The organism is Sneathiella sp. (genome assembly GCF_002694385.1).
In the GTDB taxonomy this organism is placed as follows: Bacteria; Pseudomonadota; Alphaproteobacteria; order Sneathiellales; family Sneathiellaceae; genus Sneathiella.
The window spans coordinates 183,392-201,164 of record NZ_NZMB01000010.1 but is presented as its reverse complement, the minus strand read 5'-3'; the positions used below and the strand labels follow the sequence as shown (position 1 = coordinate 201,164).

Below are 17,773 nucleotides of genomic sequence, written 5' to 3'. Positions count from 1 at the left end.
AAGGCGCCAAATCCGAAGATCGCCGCCTATTCCTCAATTCCGCCGTTATTCATGCGCCGGGCAACCTTGAACACGTTGTATATGCCAACAATGCCGCCGACAACCAAAAATACCAGCATCCACCATGGCTTCGTGTCCAACCATTTGTCGAGCAGCCAGCCAAAACCGCCGCACACCAGCAATGCAGCCACCATCTCGACGGACAGTCGCCATGCCTTGCCGGCTGCGCCGGACTGCTCGATCTTCAAGTCGCTGCGTTCCCAGGAGGCTTCCTCCCGTTTTTGCTGCGCCTTTTCAAGCCGAGCCTTGAAATCTTCTTTCGAGGGAGGTTCAGATGCGCCCATTGTCGTCCTTTGACAGCAAACGCTGCCGTCCATTCACCCCCATAGAAAGCGCGGGAAACATACGGTCTGCCCCCTTGGGTGTCAAGCCCTTACACGCCGCTTTTTCGCCTCATTGGTTATTGCTGTCCGGATTTTTTTGTTGCAGTGCAAATCAGGCTCAGGCGGCGCTCTCCGTAATCTCTTTCGCTTTTGCGAGATCAACGGAAACAAGCTGCGATACGCCGCGTTCCGCCATCGTTACCCCGAACAGCCTGTCCATGCGGGCCATGGTGATGGGATGGTGGGTCACCACAAGGAAACGGGTGTCGGAATTGCGGGCAATATTGTCCAGCAGATGACAAAGCCGTTCCACATTCACATCATCAAGCGGGGCGTCCACTTCATCGAGAACGCAGATCGGCGCCGGGTTCGTCAGAAAGACTGCAAACAGCAGGGCGACGGCCGTCAATGCCTGTTCGCCGCCCGATAAAAGGGACATGAGCTGCAATTTCTTGCCGGGCGGGCTGGCCATGATTTCAATGCCGGCGGCCAGCGGATCATCGGATTCGGTCAGCGTCAGATGTGCCTGGCCGCCACCGAACACCTGACGGAAGAGCTGCTGGAAATGTTCGTCAACTTTGGTGAAAGCTGCCAGCAGCCGCTCCCGACCTTCGCGGTTGAGGGCGGAAATTCCCTGCCGGAGCCGTGCTATGGCCGCCAGCAAATCCTCGCGTTCATTGATCAGTGTGGTGAGCTGCTCCTGCACTTCATCCGCTTCGATTTCGGCGCGCAGGTTGACCGGACCCATGCTGTCCCGTTCGCGTTTCAGCCTTTCAAGTTTGCGTTCGCTTTCCTCAGTCGGCGGAATTTCCTCACCTTCCTCAATGCCGCCCGCCGTCTTTATCTGTTCGGGCGCGCATTTCAATTTTTCGCGAATTTGTTCGGCAAGGCCTTTCAGGACCTCTGTCATATGCTCGACGTCAGACTGATGGCGGACCCGTTCTTCACGACATTGGGTAAGTGAATCCTGACATTTTTTCAGGGCCGCATCGCATTCTGCCAGAACCGATTCGGCTTCCGCGAGACGGTCGCGGGCGTTGCTGCGCCGACCTTCGGCAAGGGCAATTTCGTCCATCAGGTTGTTGCGTTTCTGCGCAATCTCTTCCGGCTTTCCGTCAATCTCTTCCAGCTCCGCGGCAGTATCCCGGAAGCGCATTTCAAGCTGTGTGAAATGCTCTGCCATATTGCGGTTCCGGTCGATCCAACCGGTGATTTCCTTGTCGATGGCGGCGTTTCGATCTCGGCGGCTTGCGGCCTCACGGGTTAGCTGATCCGATTCGCTCCTCAAAACGGCCAGTTCATCGCGCTTCTCATGGAGTTGACCGCGCAGATTATCAACTTCAGTGCGGCTTTCCGTCATGTCGGGCAGCTCAGACAGCAGTTTTTGTTTTGCCTCAAGGCTGGACGCAAGCTCACTTTTCTCCCCGGCAAGATCGGCCATGGATTCGTCAAGAGAGGAGAGTCGTGACTGGCGCGCCGCATTTTCGCGGATTTCATTGGCATTGACAGCCCTGAGCTTGCTGAGCTCCTGTTCCTGCTCGCGTTGTTTGCGCCGCAGATCCTTGAGGGTGTTCGTTGCCTCAGAGAGGCGAGCGGCGCACCCCTTGAGATCATTTGACACGTTGTTAAGGTGATTACGCTTGCCCGTCAGTTCCTTTTCAATCTCGGCAAGTCGATTGCGCTGTTCCAGCCGTGCGGCGGCGGCTGTTTTGGCCCCGGCGCGGCAGACAAATCCGTCCCAACGCCAGAGATCGCCTTCCCGGCTGACCAGTCGCTGTCCGGGTTTGAGTGTTTCCTGAAGGGCCGGGCCATCTTTTGCCTCGACAATAGCGATCTGGTAGAGCCGGGCCTTGAGGGCATCATGGCCGGTCACGAATTGATCGAGGGTTGCAAGATTATCTGCAAACCCCTGATCCGGTTGCTTGCCGCCAGTGGCGGGCCAGTAGGCGGATGCCGCTTCGTTGGCCGGGGCCTCCAGATCATCGCCAAGGGCGGCGCCAAGGGCCACTTCATAGCCTTTGCTAACCTTCAGCCCTTCAATGATCCCAGGCCATTCGCCCCGCTCGGCATTTTCCAGCAGGCGGGACAGGGCTTTTTCTTCAGCCTCAAGTGCCGTGACATCCCGTTCCGCATGTTTGACTTTCTCGCGCGCTTCCCGCTCCGCGCCATCGGCGGCCTGACGTGACAGCTCCGCTTCGTCGCAGGCGGTATTAAGTTCGGCAAAGGCGGCGGCAGCATTCTTAAGGGCCGCAGATGAGGCCGGTTCCGATCCGCCTGCGCCAAGCTGCTGCTCAAGTCTTGCTTTCTCTTGCGCAAGGTCGCCAAGACGCGTCGTCAGCTTTTCAAGTTGCAAAGTTGCGGTATCAATCTGCTGGCTGAGGCTGTTTCGTTCCGCCGACTGGGTGGCGACGATTTCGGTTTTGAGGTCATAAGCGGACTGTAATTCCTCGAGCGCGGCGGCCTTTTCATTGACATTGGAAAGGAGTGAATCGGCGCGCGGTCCGGCGGTTTCTTCCGCTTCGGCAAGGGTGATTTTTTCTGCTTCCAGCCGCTCCATTGCTTCTGCGGCATCCTTTTCCAGATCCTTTTCACGGATCATGTCCCCGGCAATTTGCTTGCGCCGGTCTTCAAGCTGCTGTTTCAGCCGCTTGGCCCGCTCTTCCTCGGCGTCGAGATTCTCGCGGGCAAGGGTGAGGCGATGTGCGGCGGCGGCGGCGCTTGCTTCGGCCTCCCGCAGCGGCTTTAACGCTTCGTTTGCTCTGAGGCTGGCCGATTCTGCCGCCGCGGCCTGACGGGTGAGCTCATTGACGGCAAGAACCGCCTGTTCATATTTTTCGCGCGCTTGCGCCGCTTTCTGCTGTGCCTGCTGATATTTGCGATACAGCAGCATGGCTTCCGTCTTGCGGATATGCCCGGAGATATTGCGGTACCGGTTCGCCTGCCGTGCCTGCCGTTTGAGATTGCCGAGCTGCGCTTCGAGCTGCTCGATCACATCGTCCACCCGCTCCAGATTGTTTTCGGCCGAATTGAGCCGGAGCTCGGCTTCATGTCGCCGGGAGTGCAGCCCGGAAATCCCGGCGGCCTCTTCCAGAAGATGCCGTCGTTCCTTCGGCTTGGCGTTGATCAGTGCCCCGACGCGGCCCTGGCTGACAATTGCGGTGGAATGAGCGCCGGTCGCCAGATCGGCAAATAACAGCTGCACATCACGGGCGCGGGCAACCTTGCCGTTGATCCGGTAATCGGATCCCGTGTCACGCCGGATGCGGCGGGTGACATCAAGTTCCGGCGATTCATTATAGAGCGGAGGGGCCTTGCGCTCCCGATTGTCGAGGCCGAGGGTCACCTCGGCCGCATTGCGGGACGGGCGGGATGTCGTGCCTGCAAAGATCACATCATCCATTGCCCCGCCGCGTAAGTTCCGGGCCGATGTTTCTCCCATGACCCAGGTGAGGGCTTCCACAAGGTTGGATTTGCCGCATCCATTCGGGCCGACGATGCCGGTCAGCCCGTCTTTGATCAGAAGTTCTGTCGGTTCAACGAATGACTTGAAGCCCGACAGTTTCAAATGCGCAAATTTCACTGCCTCACCATTACACGTAAGCTACATAAGGGTTTTGAGATAATCGTCCATCACCTGAAAATCCCGGCTGCGTTCATATTTTTCGCCCTGAATGAAAATTGTCGGTGTGGAGTTGACGCCATACTGGGACGAGCCGATCAGGCTTTCCGACGCGATGGCACCCACAAGCTCCTGATTGGTCAGGCAGGTCACGAATTCCTCAAGCGCTACGCCATTCTGCTGGCCAAGTTCGATCAGGGCGAGAGCCGGGTCGGATTGTCGTGTCCAGGCTTCCTGCTGCTGGAAAATGGCATCAATCATGCCGAAGAAGTCGCCTTTTTCGCCTGCACACTCGGCAAGAATGGCGCCAATGAACGCATACCGATCCAGAGGAAAGTGACGATAGACAAATTTCACCTTGCCGGTATCGACGTAATTTTTCTTGAGTTCCCCATAGGTGAATTTGTGAAAATTGCCGCAATGGCCACAGGTCAGCGAGGCATATTCGATGATAGTGATCGGCGCCGTAGGCATGCCGAGAACATGATCGCTTTGCAGGATCTGCGGTTTTGCCGCGTGCGCCGTGGAAGGCATCAGCATGCCGCCCGCCAGCGAGACCGCGGGAAGTGCGGCGGCTGCCGCTACAAAATGTCGCCTGGAAATAGCCAAAATTTTATCTTTCCTACTATATATGGTGTCAGTATAGCTGCTCATTTCTCAATCCTCAAATGATTCCTGCAGTCCACCTACAGATCAGCGGGAAATACGTCATTTAAAACCGGTAAACAAATGCGAAGAAAGGATCATCACGAGATTTTGTCTTATCGCCGGGCCTGTAGCAGGGCCGTTCCGACGGCAATGAGTCGTTGCTTTAATTCTTCATCGGTCACCTTTGCAACTGAGGCTTCTATCCATTGTTTTTCCGCGTCTGTCAGCGGGGTGGGGGGGATCCGTTTCGGGGGAGTATTTTTTTTGACCGGCGCCTGTATAAGCTGGAGGCGCGCGACGGCCTTGTAACCGAAGAAACTGTTGACACGCTCGATAATCAGCGGTTCGAAATGCTGGAATTCAGGGGCCCAGCCCGGTGCGACACGAATACGGAGCGTGGCTTCCCGGTTGCTCTGTCGGGTGTAGCCAAGCTTTTCCGGGCTCGACACTTCCGCGAGATTCGGACCGACGATCGAGCCCCATTGATTGAGAATGTCGGCCTCTGCGAAGCCGCGCCGGACCAGCGCCGCGCGGGATGACTTGCCGACAAGCGCGGCAATCGCTTTCGGACCCTGCTGCGTTCGGGACTGTCTCATCCTGATCCTTTGTTGGAAATCGAAACTCTCATTGACCCGGAGGACTGTAATTGATCATAACTGCCAGTTAATATGATCTATACAGCGCCCGATAAAAAGACTTTTTCCCGCCAGATACTGCAATGGTATGACCGGCACGCCCGCAAACTGCCCTGGCGCAGCCCGCCTGGCAAGCAGTCCGATCCCTATCACGTCTGGCTGAGCGAGATCATGCTGCAACAGACAACGGTTGTGACGGTGGGACCCTATTTCCACAAATTCCTGGATGCCTGGCCGACGGTTGGAGATATGGCGGCGGCGCCCCTTGATGATATCCTGACAGCCTGGGCGGGGCTTGGTTATTATGCTCGTGCGCGTAATCTCCATAAATGCGCGATTGCGGTGACGGAGAATCATAATGGCCGCTTTCCCGATGATCCGGCGGCGCTGCTCGCCCTGCCCGGCATAGGCCCCTATACGGCGGCGGCAATATCGGCAATTGCATTCGATCGGCCCGAAACGGTGGTGGATGGAAATATCGAGAGGGTGATCAGCCGCCTTTACAGAATTGCGACACCCCTGCCGGCCGCCAAGAAGGAAATCACCGAACGGGCCGCGTTGCTCACGCCCCGGGAAAGGGCCGGGGATTATGCGCAGGCGCTGATGGATCTGGGCGCAACCATCTGTACGCCCCGCAATCCGGCTTGTGGTCTTTGCCCGGCCCGCAAGTTATGTGCGGCCAGCGCCGCCGGAAATATGACGGAATATCCGGTCAAGGCGCCCAAGAAACAAAAGCCGACACGTCAGGCGGTCATATTCTGGCTGCAGCAGCCGGATGGGCGGATCCTCCTCCGTCGTCGGGCTGAGACAGGACTGCTCGGCGGGATGATGGAGTTTCCGTCAACCGACTGGCAGGAAGAGGCGGTCACACCCGAGGCGGCGATAAATAATTTCTTTAAAATTGAAGGGCGGGGGGAATTTACGGAAGTGACTCTGACAGGCCCAGTTCGCCATACCTTCACTCATTTTCATCTGACGCTGCAACCCGTTATTCTCGGGGTGAGCCGCCCGGATCTCCTTCCTCTTGAGGAAGTTGTCTGGGCCAGCCCACATGAATTTGGTGAGTATGCGTTGCCGACACTGATGACAAAAGTTGCCCGGTCAGTTCTGGGAACGGACCGGAAATAATTGTCCTGCCGCCCCCTGATCAGAGGCCGGGGCTGACGAACTCTTCCTTCGAGATCTTTCCATCGCCGTTCTTGTCGAGGGCCTGAAACCGTTTGACGCCGACCGACTTGACTTCTTCGAGGGTCAGAATGCTGTCGCCATCTGCGTCCATTTCCCGATATTCATCCGGAACGTCTACTTTGGAATGGGGCGCGGCAGTTGCCGGTCGCAGGCGTTTTGCCTCAACATATTCCTCAAATTCCACCTTTCCATCGCTATTGAGGTCATATTCCTTGAACAACCGGATGCGATAGGCTTCCGCCTCCTCAAGAGAGATGAAATTATCCGCATCCCGATCCATGCCGAGGAAGCGGCTCTCCGCAAAGGAATGGGCAGGCTGTATTGCGGCGGACAGCAGGCCGCCGCAAACGAGAAGTGTCATGCAATATTTTCTCATCACGTCCCCTTTTTCAGTCATACGGGGCAGTGGATGGCCCCTAGTTCATTTCCGCGCGCACCTGCTGGCGGAGCACATCGATGGAGACGGCCTTGCCTTCCACATCGAAGTGCCAGAAAGTCCAGCCGTTGCAACTGCTGGCGCCTTGTAGCTGGGCGCCGACCTTGTGGATGGAGCCTGACACATCGGACGCAATGAGGCTACCATCAGCGCGAACCCGCGCCCTGTAACGTTTGCGCGCATCGAAGAGAACCTGCCCGGCGGACAGCAGGCCGCGTTCAACGACCGAGCCGAACGGAATGCGTGGTTCCTGTCTTTTACCGCGCGTAAATTCCAGATCCTCTTCAGGCATCTGGCGAACCTTACGGATTCGATCAAGGGCGACGGCGATATATTTTTCTTCCCGCTCCAGCCCGATAAAATGCCGCCCCAGTCTGCGGGCAACGGCGCCGGTCGTGCCGGTGCCGAAAAACGGATCGAGAATAACATCACCGGGATTGGAGGCCGCGGTCAGCACCCGGTAGAGAAGGGCCTCCGGCTTCTGGGTGGTATGGGCCTTTTCCCCCTCTACCTTCAATCTTTCGCCGCCGTTGCAGATCGGCAGATGCCAGTCGGAGCGCATCTGCACATCGTCATTCATGACTTTGAGGGCATCATAATTAAAGGTGATATTTCTGGCGTCCGGCCCCTTGGAGCACCAGATAAGGGTCTCATGGGCATTGGTGAAACGGGTGCCGCGAAAATTCGGCATGGGGTTTGTCTTGCGCCAGATCACATCGTTGAGAATCCAGAAGCCAAGATCCTGCAAACTCGCACCCACGCGGAAAATATTGTGATAGGAACCGATGACCCAGAGCGTGCCATTCTCTTTTAGCACGCGCCGCGCGGCCGTCAGCCAGTCACGGGTGAAAGCATCGTAACTTGCAAAGCTTTCGAACTGGTCCCAGTCATCGGTGACCGCATCGACGAAGCTGTCATCGGGGCGTCGCAATTCCCCCGAAAGCTGCATGTTATAGGGGGGGTCGGCGAAAATCATATCAACGGAATTTTCAGGCAGGCTGTTCATCAACTCGATGCAGTCACCCTTCAGGATCCGGTCAAGTGGTAGTTTCTGATTCTTCATTTTTCAAACAATGCTGTTTTTCCAACTGTCGAATATAGTGATTCGGTCGATTCGCCGCGTCAATATATTTTGTTGAATCAGTATGTTATGGAAGAATCCTTATGCAGTTCCTAATCCGTAGAGAGGAGAGCGCGGATTGGGGCGAAACTTCGCCTATGTTGTGGCGTCACGCCAAACTGCCGCAACCCCTTGCGGTGTTCGGCGGTTCCATATCCGGCATTTCTCTCCCATCCGTAATGCGGGAATTCCTCGGCGAGGGCGCACATTTTCCGGTCGCGTGTCACTTTTGCCACAATGGAAGCCGCCGCAATGGAGAGGGAACAGGCATCCCCTTTCACGATCAGGCGGCTCGGAATGCCCAGATTTGGGTCCCGGTTTCCGTCGATCAGGGCGATATCGGGGCGGTGTGGCAGGGCGGTAAATGCCCGTCGCATGGCGAGCAGGCTGGCCTGAAGGATATTGAGGCTGTCGATTTCCTGAACCGAAGCTTCGCCGATCCCGACCTGGGCGGTCTCAAGAATACGATTGAAAAGCTGTTCCCTTTTCGCGCGGGGGATTTTCTTGCTGTCCATAATCCCGAGCGGAATGTTGCCGCGATCCAGTATAACCGCCGCGGCAACAACGGGACCGGCAAAGGGGCCGCGCCCCACCTCGTCAATGCCGACGACAAGACCCGTTTCAGCATTTTCAAGAGAGAAGTCCGGCATCGGCGGAATGACATATTGCATCCCTTCTGATTAACAGGCGCGCAACTTAAAATAAATCCATTTGTCGCCAGTCCCGCCCCGGCGGGATAAAAAGATCGGATCGGAGATTATATTTGCCGTGCCTTTCAAAACCGAGCCGTTTGCAGGCAAGTTGAAAACGGTTGCCAATAAGTTTTGCGTAAGGCCCGCTGCCAACCATACGCTGGCTGAATGCGGCGTCATAATTCTTTCCCTCCCGTGTGGAGCGAACAAGGCTCATCACCCGGGCGGCGCGGTCGGGGAAGTGCTCCTGCAGCCAGCTTTCAAACAGTTCAGCTACATCCCAAGGCAGGCGGAGCAGAATGCAGCTCGCATTCGTTGCTCCTTTTTCACGGGCGGCCGTCAATATCTCCTCCAGCTCCTGATCGTTGAGGCCGGGGATCATCGGCGAAGCCTGAACGAATGTCCGAACCCCGGCCGCGGCCAAGGCCTCGATGGCGGCCAGCCGTTTGTGGGGGGCAGTTGCCCGCGGCTCCATCAGCCGGGCGAGACGCCGATCCAGAGTCGTAACGGAAATGCCGACAGCGACGAGATCGTCCTTTGCCAGCTTCGCGAGCAGATCAATATCCCGCAGCACCAGGTTTGACTTGGTCGTGATTGTGAAAGGATGCCGGGCTTGGCCAAGCAGTTCGATAACCTGACGCGTGATGGCAAGGCGGCGCTCAATCGGCTGATACGGGTCCGTATTGGTCCCAAGGGCGATGGGGGCACATTTATAGCTGGGCCGCGCAATCTCCCGTGCCAGCAACTCCGGCGCATTAGGCTTGGCGAACAGCAGCCTTTCGAAATCAAGCCCGGCGGAGAGATTCATATAGGCATGGGACGGGCGGGCATAACAATAGATGCATCCATGTTCACACCCGCGATAGGGGTTGATGGAGCGGTCAAATGGCAGATCGGGCGAGCTGTTCCGGCTGATGATCGTTTTTGGAAACTCGGTTGTGATGGTGGTGACGGGGCTTTCTGTCTCTTCTCCCTGCGCCATGTGATGCCAGCCGTCATCAATAAAGTCCCGTGCGGCGATCTCGAACCGCCCTTCGGGGTTTTTTGTCGCTCCGCGGCCCCGGCGCTGTTCTTTGGGGATGGGTATGATATCATCTGACATNTAATCAGAATANCACNANAANAGAACAAAACAAGAACATATTTATTATGTTAAAGAGGCGACGGATTTGTCTGGNCCGNCCGTTCAATGAGTATTCCGCGTCATCGGGAGGAGGATAAAATGAAAAAATCGGGATGGCTGGCAACCGGGATCATATTGTNCATGTGTCTTCTCGCCGGGCCAACGGCGGCGCANCAGGATGGAAAAGCCGGGGGAGGCNGTTCCCCCTTTGACAAATGGCAACAGGGGCAACCGAATATCGGTCAGAANCTCCATTATGGCAAACAGGGGGCCGACCGGGACNGGCCTCATAAAAAGAAAGAAGCGCATAAAANGTCGCGGGATAAGAAGCACCACGGATATTTGCAACATAACGACGGCGGAAAATGGCACCGCAAGNATTCGGATTTCAGGGGNCCGAANTGGGGNAAGGGACGNGGGCATGATGCNTGGCATAAACCGGTTCCGCGCTACAGCTACCGNGGCCCGACATATGTATATGTNAAGCCGCACCATACCNCGCGCTATCGGGGNNCATATTCCTANCGNGGGTTTTTCTGGCCGTTCATCAATGTAACCTTCATATANCCCCTGTCGCCACGACAAATCGAACATCATCATCAGTCGGTCTATATNGCGCTTGATGCTCCCGTCGGCAAAATGATCCGGTGGCAGGACGGCTTGATGTCCGGCAGTGTTGTGATCCTGCGCGAAGGCTTTGATGGNTATGGTAATCTTTGTCGGCAATACCGCCAGACCCTGACNCAGCGGGGGCGCACGACGCGCCATGTGGAAATCTCCTGCCTTGACCGGCGGGGTTACTGGGNTTCGATCTAGCCGCTTGCGGGGGGTGGAANTGGAGNNAATCCATTACGATATGGCCAGCGGCGCNCCCGGCAGGCTTAATCCTTGCTGCGTTTCTGNTGTTCCTGAAGNCGGNNNAANAGTTCGACGAAATTGCAGGGCATGAAGCGATAATCAAGCTGATGNACGAGNATATCGTCCCAGGCNTCCTTGACNGCGCCGGTGGAGCCGGGCAACGCAAACAGATAGGTTCCCTTCGCGACGCCCGCCGTGGCGCGGGACTGGATGGTCGANGTGCCGATCTTCTGATAGCTCAGCATCCGGAACAATTCNCCAAATCCCGGAATTTCCTTCTCAAAAAGACCGGCGAAAGCTTCGGGTGTNACATCGCGNCCGGTNACGCCGGTGCCNCCNGTTGANATGANCACNTCNATATCCGGNTCAATGAGCCAGCCTTTGATAACCCGCTGTATTTCGGTTAATTCATCTCTGACGATTTTGCGATCACCAAGGATATGNCCNGCNGNNTCCAGCCGNTCGANAAGGGTCTGGCCGGANCGGTCCTCGGCCANACCGCGGCTGTCGGAGACCGTCAGAACGGCGATACGGACAGGGATGAAAGGGCGNGATGTGTCAATTCCCGGCATTGTCGGCTATCTCGCTTTCTTGCTGGTCGAGCGGTTGNTATTCCGGCCATTCGCCGCGGGCAATCTGGTCAAGGCCGGGCAGGTCCTGCCCCATGCGGTGGCGNTATATCCAGAAATTCGTCAGAACCCGCTTTATGAAAATACGTGTCTCCCGGCTCGGCATGGCTTCGATGAAAAAGAGNGGGTCNTCGCCNGCCGCCGTTTCCGACTTCCACTTCTTGAGGTTGCCGGGGCCNCCATTGTAAGCGGCNGCGAGATGGAACAGGTTGCGGTCCACATCCTTGTAATTCATCAGGTAATTGAGATACTGCTGGCCAAGNTCAAGNTTGTANGCGGGNTCGAGCAGCTTTTCACTTTTCCCGTTGCGCAGCGATTTNTCNCCGGAGATATAGCTGGCAGTCACCGGCATAATNTGCATGAGGCCGGTGGCGCCCGCGCCGCTCCGCGCGCTTGCCAGAAAGCCCGATTCCTGACGCATGAAGGCATAGAGAAGGGCGCGATCNACCTTGAAACCTTCTTCCGGCTGCCATTTGGGNACCGGATAAATNGCGGCGTCCCATGTGACATTCTCCGTATCCCANAGATAGAGCCCCATACGCATGGCGACGGACGGGATGCCAATCTGTTCTGACAGGGCCAGAAGTTGCGGCGCCAGATTNTCATCGGCATTCAGNAAAATACTGCGGAGCTCCTCCGCCGCNAGGTCATACTCTTCGATCTGACNGAGAGNAATGGNGCGTTTCACCGCGGGGATTTTCATCAGAAAGGCNATTTCACCNTTGTCGAGATCCGGCAGNTCCCAGTTGAACGGCTTGTCAATCCCGAGTTGGCGCAGNGCGAGAAGGCCGTAGAAGGTTCTGGGCTGGCTCGCCGTACGTTCCAGATAGTGATAAGCCTTTTCGGGNGNGCCCAGCTTCAGATAGGCGCGNGAGGCCCACCAGTTCGCCGCTGTTGAATTCCAGTCGGACAGGTCNTTCACCTCACCAAGAGCGGTGAAATGCTCGGCGGCTCTTGCNATATCACCGCTTCGCCAGGCGGCAAGCCCGGCGGTCCAGTCCGCGAGCGGAACATAATCGCGGGATTTGCGAAGGGCCGCTTCGGCGAATTCAATGGCTTTATCATCGCGGGAATTAAGAAAATAACTCTGGGCGATTTTTTCACGAAGCTGGTCTATCTCAACCTGGTCAAGGAGCTTTATGACATTTTTCTGTGACAGATATTCGGCGGCCTTTGTTGGCTGATCGTTATGTATATATCTGTTTATAACACGTCTTGTATGCTCGACATCATTGCGTTGTTGTGCACTGCGCTTTGTATTACTTTTATAAGAGCGTGAAAGATAGACCGGCTGACCGGATCCATGTCCGCCGAGATACTGACCATGAACGGGTTCCGGCAGGGGTTTCCAGCCGCGCTCGCGGCGGCCTTCCGCCAGTTTATAAATACGCTCTGCTCCGGGATGGTCGGCGTAGGCTTTCATCCACAAATGCAGCTCTTCATATCGGGCCCTGTATTTTGTCGGATGCATATAGCGCTGAAATTTTACATGCCCAAGAAGCAGATCACTCTTTAAGGCGGAGATCAGCCTGTCCGCCTGTTTCCAGTCTCCGCGGTTCTGATATTCGAAGATGGATTTGTAACGGGCCGTGTCATCGGCAGAGAGAACAGAGGGGGCGCCTTCTGCTCTTGCAACCTGGCCCAGCGCCAGCACGATGGAGGCAAGGATCGTCAGAACGGTGAGAATTCCGAAACGCTCATTCATACCAGTCGCCATTTATCGAATAAGGGATCTGCCGGGGATGGCAGATCCGCACTGAACAGGTTTAGTCATCCCCCATCGCCGCCTTCAGCATCAACAGATCGGCCCAGGCATATTTCTTCAGGGCCGGTTGGCTCATCAGAAAGGCAGGATGAAATATAGGCAGTATTTTTGCGTGCCCTTGCCCGATTTGCAAATCTTTCCATTTCCCGCGTAATTTGTTGATGCCTGTTTTGACGTCGAGCAGGTAGCCCGCAGCTTCCCCGCAGGCAAGGATATAACCCGGGTTTGTGATCTCAATATGGCGGTGGATGAAGGGCAGGCAGAGTGCCTTTTCCTCGTCTGTGAGTTCGCGCATTCCAGGCGGGCGCCAGGGAATCGCACTGACATAATACGCGTCCGCGGGAGACAGGCCGATCGCCGCCAGCATCTTTTCCAGCAGTTCACCGGAGCCATTGGAAAAGGGCAGGCCGCTGCGGTCCTCTTCATCGCAAGGCTGTCTGTCAATAATCATCAGCCGGGCGCCGGGGTCACCTTTGGCGAAAACCGTATGGTTGGCTGATTTTCTGAGGGAGCAGTATTCGAAAGTTTCAACGGCCTGACGGAGGTCGTCAATTGTCTTGCAGTTTTGCGCCGCCTGCTGTGCGAAGCGGATGGCGTCGGTAAGTTGCGGGACCGGAGCGGGAGGGGCGCTTTCCGCTTTTTTTCGGGCCGCTAAAGGCCTGACAGGCGCAGATGGCTCTGAAGGCCCTGTTTCACGGCCAGCCACCAGGGGCATCTCCCGATCGGGAGACTGTACAAACCGGTTGACGGGTGCATCGTCAATTGTTTCGTCAACGCCAGCCTCCAGATAAAAATGGATCAGGCTTTGCATGTCGATCTTCATGTCCATGCCGTATCATAACAGCACCAGTTCCGTTTCGAGAAGCGGACAGTGGCAGGATTTTCTGGAACTTTTCCAATCTGATATGTTAGTTTCAGTGAGAAATTAGGGAAACCGGGTCATCTTGGGCTGTTTTTTCATCTGTTGAAATCGCAGAAATCCGCCAAAACCCTTTGCAATCGGATATGATGCGCAATAAAAGGGCTTGAGAATCACGAGCTATGCGGCTGTCCCGGCGTTGAAGCGGGTGCTGGCCCGGGTCCCGGACTAACAACAAGCAATGGTCGCAAACCGACCGTAAGAGTAAGAAGAGGGTTGTAATGGAACGCGAATCTATGGAGTTTGATGTCGTTATTGTCGGCGGCGGCCCGGCGGGGCTATCGGCGGCGATCAAGCTGCGCCAGCTCAGCGAGGAAGCAGGACTTGATGTCTCTGTCTGCGTCATTGAGAAAGGCTCCGAGATTGGCGCCCATATCCTTTCGGGTAATGTGTTCGAAACCCGCGCGCTGGATGAGCTGATCCCGGACTGGAAAGAAAAAGGCGCGCCGCTCAATGTTCCGGTTAAGACGGAAAAATTCTTCTTCATGACGGAATCGAGCGAGCTGCGATTCCCCAATTTCCTGCTGCCCAAGCAGCTTCATAACCATGGTAATTACATCATCAGTCTTGGTAATCTCTGCCGCTGGCTGGCGGAACAGGCGGAAGCACTCGGCGTTGAGGTGTATCCCGGTTTTGCGGGCGCGGAAATTCTCTATAACGAGGATGGCAGCGTCAAAGGCGTTGCGACGGGTGACATGGGGGTCGGCCGCGATGGCGAAAAGAAAGGCGGCTATGAACCGGGGATGGAGCTGCATGCCAAATACACTCTCTTTGCGGAAGGGGTGCGTGGCTCACTGACCAAGGGGTTGTTCGAAAAATTCGGCCTGCGGAAGAATTGCGATCCGCAGACCTTCGGCATCGGCATCAAAGAACTTTGGGAGCTCGACCCGGAAAAGCATCACGAAGGGCAGATTTTCCACAGCTTCGGTTGGCCGCTCGGCAGCGATACCTACGGCGGCTCCTTCGTCTACCATCTGGAGAATAACCAGGCCTATGTGGGCTTTGTTGTCGCGCTGGATTACGAAAATCCGTATCTCTCGCCCTACGATGAATTTCAGCGTTTCAAGACCCATCCGATGATGAAGGACATGCTGAAGGGCGGTAAGCGAATTTCCTATGGCGCCCGCGCCATCAATGAGGGCGGCTTCCAGTCCGTGCCGGAACTGGTCTTTCCGGGTGGAGCCCTGATCGGTTGCACAGCCGGGTTCCTCAATGTGCCGAAGATCAAAGGCTCCCATACCGCTATGAAGTCCGGCATGATGGCGGCGGAAGCAATCATAGAGCAACTGAAGGAAAATGCCGATGCCCCGGCAAAAGTTCTGGAGGCATATCCGGAATTATATCGCAATTCCTGGGTTTATGATGAGCTGTACCGGGTCCGCAACAGCCGTCCGTCTTTCCGCTGGGGATTGCTGGCGGGCACTCTTTACACCGGCCTTGATCTCAAAATCCTGCGCGGCAAGGCGCCTTGGACATTCCAGAATCATGACGACCATTCAGTGCTGAAAAAGGCGAAGGACTGCAAGAAAATCGACTATCCTAAGTATGACGGGGTCTATACATTTGACAAACCGTCGTCGATTTTCCTGTCCAATACCAATCATGAAGAGGATCAGCCGGTTCACCTGACGCTCAAAGACGCGACGGTCCCGGTCAAAATCAACTATGATGAATATGCCGGGCCCGAGCAGCGCTTCTGCCCGGCGGGGGTCTATGAATTCCTGACCGATGATGATGGTTCCAATCCGCGATTGCAGATCAATGCGCAGAATTGCGTGCATTGCAAGACATGCGATATCAAGGATCCGACGCAGAATATCAACTGGGTGGTTCCCGAAGGCGGCGGCGGGCCGAACTATCCGAATATGTAGAAAATCGTTCCTGGGCACAGGAAATTTGTTTAATGCCGGTGAAGGGCGCCCTACATAATAAAAGCGCGGGCGTCCGACTGGTCGGCCGTCAAAGCCGGAAAGTGACAATGGATGTGCAGGAATGGCGGGTGCAGGCGTGGAAAAGTATAAAACGGTTATCAGCGGCGTTATTTTAACAGTCCTGCTCGGTGCCTGCGCCACAAATGGCGTGTCAAGTGAAGGCAACGCTCTGCCGAATGCCTTTCAGGATGCGGGAGGGACAACGGATGTCCTTTCGTCAACCTATTTTGGCGAATATCTGGCGGGCCGCGAGGCCCTGCGTGAGCAGGATGCCGACGCGGCGCTGCATTATTTCGATGATGCGCTGGAAGAACGCGCCGACGATACCATTCTGCTCGGCATGGCGTTACAGGCGGCGCTCGCCAAGGGAGATATCGCGCGGGCTGTCAAAATTGCCCCTTTCGCCGTCAAGGGGGAGGGAGATCAGTCAACCGCCAATCTAGTCCTCGCGATTGAGGCGCTGGCGAAAAACGACTTCGCGGCGGCTGAAGGATATTTTCAGCAAACTTCGGATAATGGCTTTAACGTTCTTTTGAAACCGCTTCTCATGGCTTGGGTCCGGCTGGCGCTTGGCAATGTGGATGATGCCTTCGCTGAGCTCGACGCGCTGGACAGATATAATGGTTTTGACGCCCTTAAGGAATATCAGTCAGCGCTGTTGGCCGATGTCTCGGGCGACAGGCTGCTTGCCGATCAGAAATATTCCGAAGCGCTTAACGGGCCGTCCGGACGGACTGTTCGCCTTGTTCAATCATACGGGGCCTTTCTTGATCGAACCGGGCGCCGGGATCAGGTGAAACCGATCTATGAAGAATATCTCGCCCAGTTTCCGCTCAGCCCGACCATTCAGGCGGAACTTGACAACCTTGCTGCGGGGCGGCCGCTTGAGCCGGTTGTAAGCGATGCCCGTTCCGGTGCGGCGGAGGCCCTGTACAGCGCGGCGTCAATCATTGGACAGGAACGCGCGATCGGTGTGGCGGCCACTTATATTCATTTTGCCCTGCATCTGGAACCTGAATTGCCGATGGCGCGGATGCTGCTGGCGGAAACGGCTGAGGACCGGGGCAATTGGCAGGAGGCCTTCGATCTTTACAGCAATATCAATCCGGCGTCGCCCTATGGCAAGAATGCGGAAATCCGCGCGGCCTGGGCCGTTTACAAGCTTGGCCGCAAGGAAGAGGCGCGGGCGCGCCTTGAGAATGTCGCCGCCGCCTATCCGGATGATATTGAGGCGCTGGTCGTGCTGGCCGATGTCAGCCGGGACGCCAAAGAATGGACGGAGGCCGCAAAGGGATATGGCCGGGCGATTGATCGCATCAAGGTATATGAACCGCGGCACTGGTCGCTCTTCTATGCCCGGGGGGTGGCCCATGAACAGTCCCGTCAATGGCCGCTGGCCGAAGCGGATTTGATGCGGTCGCTGGAGTTACGCCCGGATCATCCCCAGGTGCTCAACTATCTCGCCTATTCATGGGTGGACAGAAATGAGAATCTCGACAAGGCGCGGGAGATGCTGATCAAGGCCGTGTCCCTGCGGCCGCGGGACGGGTTTATCATTGATAGTCTCGGGTGGCTCTATTACCGGCTGGGCGAGTATGACAATGCGGTTATCCAGCTTGAGAAGGCCGTTTCGCTGGAGGCGGCCGACCCGACAATTACCGACCATCTTGCCGATGCCTACTGGCGTGTTGGTCGGCGGGAAGAGGCGCGCTATCAATGGCAGCGGGCACTTTGGCTCGACCCGGCGGAAGATCAGGTTCCCCTGATCGAAGAGAAGCTGAAGCATGGGCTTGTGGATGCGCCGAAGGCTGAAAAATAAGCAGATCA

At 56.3% G+C, this 17,773-nt stretch carries 14 protein-coding genes; 3 read left to right on the top strand and 11 right to left on the bottom strand.

Annotated features, from left to right (window positions below; all coding sequences use genetic code 11):
- Nucleotides 1-26: 26 nt before the first annotated feature.
- The 4 genes from CMN55_RS05565 to CMN55_RS05550 all read right to left on the bottom strand — a co-directional run bounded on the left by CMN55_RS05565 (nucleotide 27) and on the right by CMN55_RS05550 (nucleotide 5,246).
- A complete protein-coding gene (locus CMN55_RS05565) occupies nucleotides 27-377 on the bottom strand; it encodes an AtpZ/AtpI family protein (protein ID WP_293948552.1) in 351 nt (116 codons plus the stop codon).
- A gap of 124 nt (nucleotides 378-501) precedes the next feature.
- Nucleotides 502-3,963, bottom strand: coding sequence for a chromosome segregation protein SMC (gene smc, locus CMN55_RS05560; protein WP_293948551.1), 3,462 nt, complete (start codon nucleotides 3,961-3,963; stop codon nucleotides 502-504).
- Nucleotides 3,964-3,984: 21 nt separating this feature from the next.
- The gene (locus CMN55_RS05555; protein ID WP_293948550.1) at nucleotides 3,985-4,656 is read right to left on the bottom strand and encodes a DsbA family protein; all 672 of its coding nucleotides are present in this window, start codon (nucleotides 4,654-4,656) and stop codon (nucleotides 3,985-3,987) included.
- Between the two features lie 107 nt (nucleotides 4,657-4,763).
- A complete protein-coding gene (locus CMN55_RS05550) occupies nucleotides 4,764-5,246 on the bottom strand; it encodes a DUF721 domain-containing protein (RefSeq protein ID WP_293948549.1) in 483 nt (160 codons plus the stop codon).
- A 72-nt stretch (nucleotides 5,247-5,318) separates the two neighbouring features.
- Here CMN55_RS05550 and mutY point away from each other — a divergent pair, with 72 nt between their 5' ends.
- Nucleotides 5,319-6,413 carry an A/G-specific adenine glycosylase gene (gene mutY / locus CMN55_RS05545; RefSeq protein WP_293948548.1) on the top strand — a complete coding sequence of 365 codons (1,095 nt, stop codon included), beginning with the start codon at nucleotides 5,319-5,321 and terminating at the stop codon, nucleotides 6,411-6,413.
- A gap of 19 nt (nucleotides 6,414-6,432) precedes the next feature.
- Here mutY and CMN55_RS05540 read toward each other — a convergent pair whose 3' ends face one another.
- The 7 genes from CMN55_RS05540 to CMN55_RS05510 all read right to left on the bottom strand — a co-directional run bounded on the left by CMN55_RS05540 (nucleotide 6,433) and on the right by CMN55_RS05510 (nucleotide 13,925).
- Nucleotides 6,433-6,834, bottom strand: a complete 402-nt coding sequence (locus tag CMN55_RS05540; RefSeq protein ID WP_293948547.1) for an EF-hand domain-containing protein — start codon at nucleotides 6,832-6,834, stop codon at nucleotides 6,433-6,435.
- 55 nt (nucleotides 6,835-6,889) lie between these two features.
- A complete protein-coding gene (locus tag CMN55_RS05535; RefSeq protein WP_293948546.1) occupies nucleotides 6,890-7,972 on the bottom strand; it encodes a site-specific DNA-methyltransferase in 1,083 nt (360 codons plus the stop codon).
- Nucleotides 7,973-8,082: 110 nt separating this feature from the next.
- Nucleotides 8,083-8,700, bottom strand: coding sequence for a ribonuclease HII (locus tag CMN55_RS05530; protein WP_293948545.1), 618 nt, complete (start codon nucleotides 8,698-8,700; stop codon nucleotides 8,083-8,085).
- Nucleotides 8,701-8,725: 25 nt separating this feature from the next.
- The gene (locus CMN55_RS05525; RefSeq protein WP_293948544.1) at nucleotides 8,726-9,823 is read right to left on the bottom strand and encodes a PA0069 family radical SAM protein; all 1,098 of its coding nucleotides are present in this window, start codon (nucleotides 9,821-9,823) and stop codon (nucleotides 8,726-8,728) included.
- A 902-nt stretch (nucleotides 9,824-10,725) separates the two neighbouring features.
- Complete coding sequence (moaB, locus tag CMN55_RS05520) at nucleotides 10,726-11,274, bottom strand: molybdenum cofactor biosynthesis protein B (protein WP_293948543.1); 549 nt, start codon at nucleotides 11,272-11,274, stop codon at nucleotides 10,726-10,728.
- Nucleotides 11,261-11,869, bottom strand: coding sequence for a lytic transglycosylase domain-containing protein (locus CMN55_RS17445; protein WP_459253648.1), 609 nt, complete (start codon nucleotides 11,867-11,869; stop codon nucleotides 11,261-11,263). The genes moaB and CMN55_RS17445 overlap by 14 nt, the downstream gene beginning before the upstream one ends.
- A 1,228-nt stretch (nucleotides 11,870-13,097) precedes the next feature.
- A complete protein-coding gene (locus CMN55_RS05510; RefSeq protein ID WP_293948541.1) occupies nucleotides 13,098-13,925 on the bottom strand; it encodes a uracil-DNA glycosylase in 828 nt (275 codons plus the stop codon).
- Nucleotides 13,926-14,236: 311 nt separating this feature from the next.
- On the opposite strand from CMN55_RS05510, the gene CMN55_RS05505 reads away from it, so the two are divergent.
- Complete coding sequence (locus CMN55_RS05505) at nucleotides 14,237-15,886, top strand: electron transfer flavoprotein-ubiquinone oxidoreductase (protein ID WP_293948540.1); 1,650 nt, start codon at nucleotides 14,237-14,239, stop codon at nucleotides 15,884-15,886.
- A 136-nt stretch (nucleotides 15,887-16,022) separates the two neighbouring features.
- A complete protein-coding gene (locus CMN55_RS05500) occupies nucleotides 16,023-17,765 on the top strand; it encodes a tetratricopeptide repeat protein (RefSeq protein WP_293948539.1) in 1,743 nt (580 codons plus the stop codon).
- Nucleotides 17,766-17,773: the final 8 nt, after the last annotated feature.

Bases quoted from the DNA above. Each gene is read 5' to 3' on its own strand.
- CMN55_RS05540 (WP_293948547.1), bottom strand. From the start codon at position 6,834: ATGACACTTCTCGTTTGCGGCGGCCTGCTGTCCGCCGCAATACAGCCT.
- CMN55_RS05550 (WP_293948549.1), bottom strand. From the start codon at position 5,246: ATGAGACAGTCCCGAACGCAGCAGGGTCCGAAAGCGATTGCCGCGCTT.
- mutY (WP_293948548.1), top strand. From the start codon at position 5,319: ATGATCTATACAGCGCCCGATAAAAAGACTTTTTCCCGCCAGATACTG.
- CMN55_RS05505 (WP_293948540.1), top strand. From the start codon at position 14,237: ATGGAACGCGAATCTATGGAGTTTGATGTCGTTATTGTCGGCGGCGGC.
- CMN55_RS05525 (WP_293948544.1), bottom strand. From the start codon at position 9,823: ATGTCAGATGATATCATACCCATCCCCAAAGAACAGCGCCGGGGCCGC.
- CMN55_RS05530 (WP_293948545.1), bottom strand. From the start codon at position 8,700: ATGCAATATGTCATTCCGCCGATGCCGGACTTCTCTCTTGAAAATGCT.
- CMN55_RS05555 (WP_293948550.1), bottom strand. From the start codon at position 4,656: ATGAGCAGCTATACTGACACCATATATAGTAGGAAAGATAAAATTTTG.
- CMN55_RS05535 (WP_293948546.1), bottom strand. From the start codon at position 7,972: ATGAAGAATCAGAAACTACCACTTGACCGGATCCTGAAGGGTGACTGC.
- CMN55_RS05565 (WP_293948552.1), bottom strand. From the start codon at position 377: ATGGACGGCAGCGTTTGCTGTCAAAGGACGACAATGGGCGCATCTGAA.
- CMN55_RS05510 (WP_293948541.1), bottom strand. From the start codon at position 13,925: ATGGACATGAAGATCGACATGCAAAGCCTGATCCATTTTTATCTGGAG.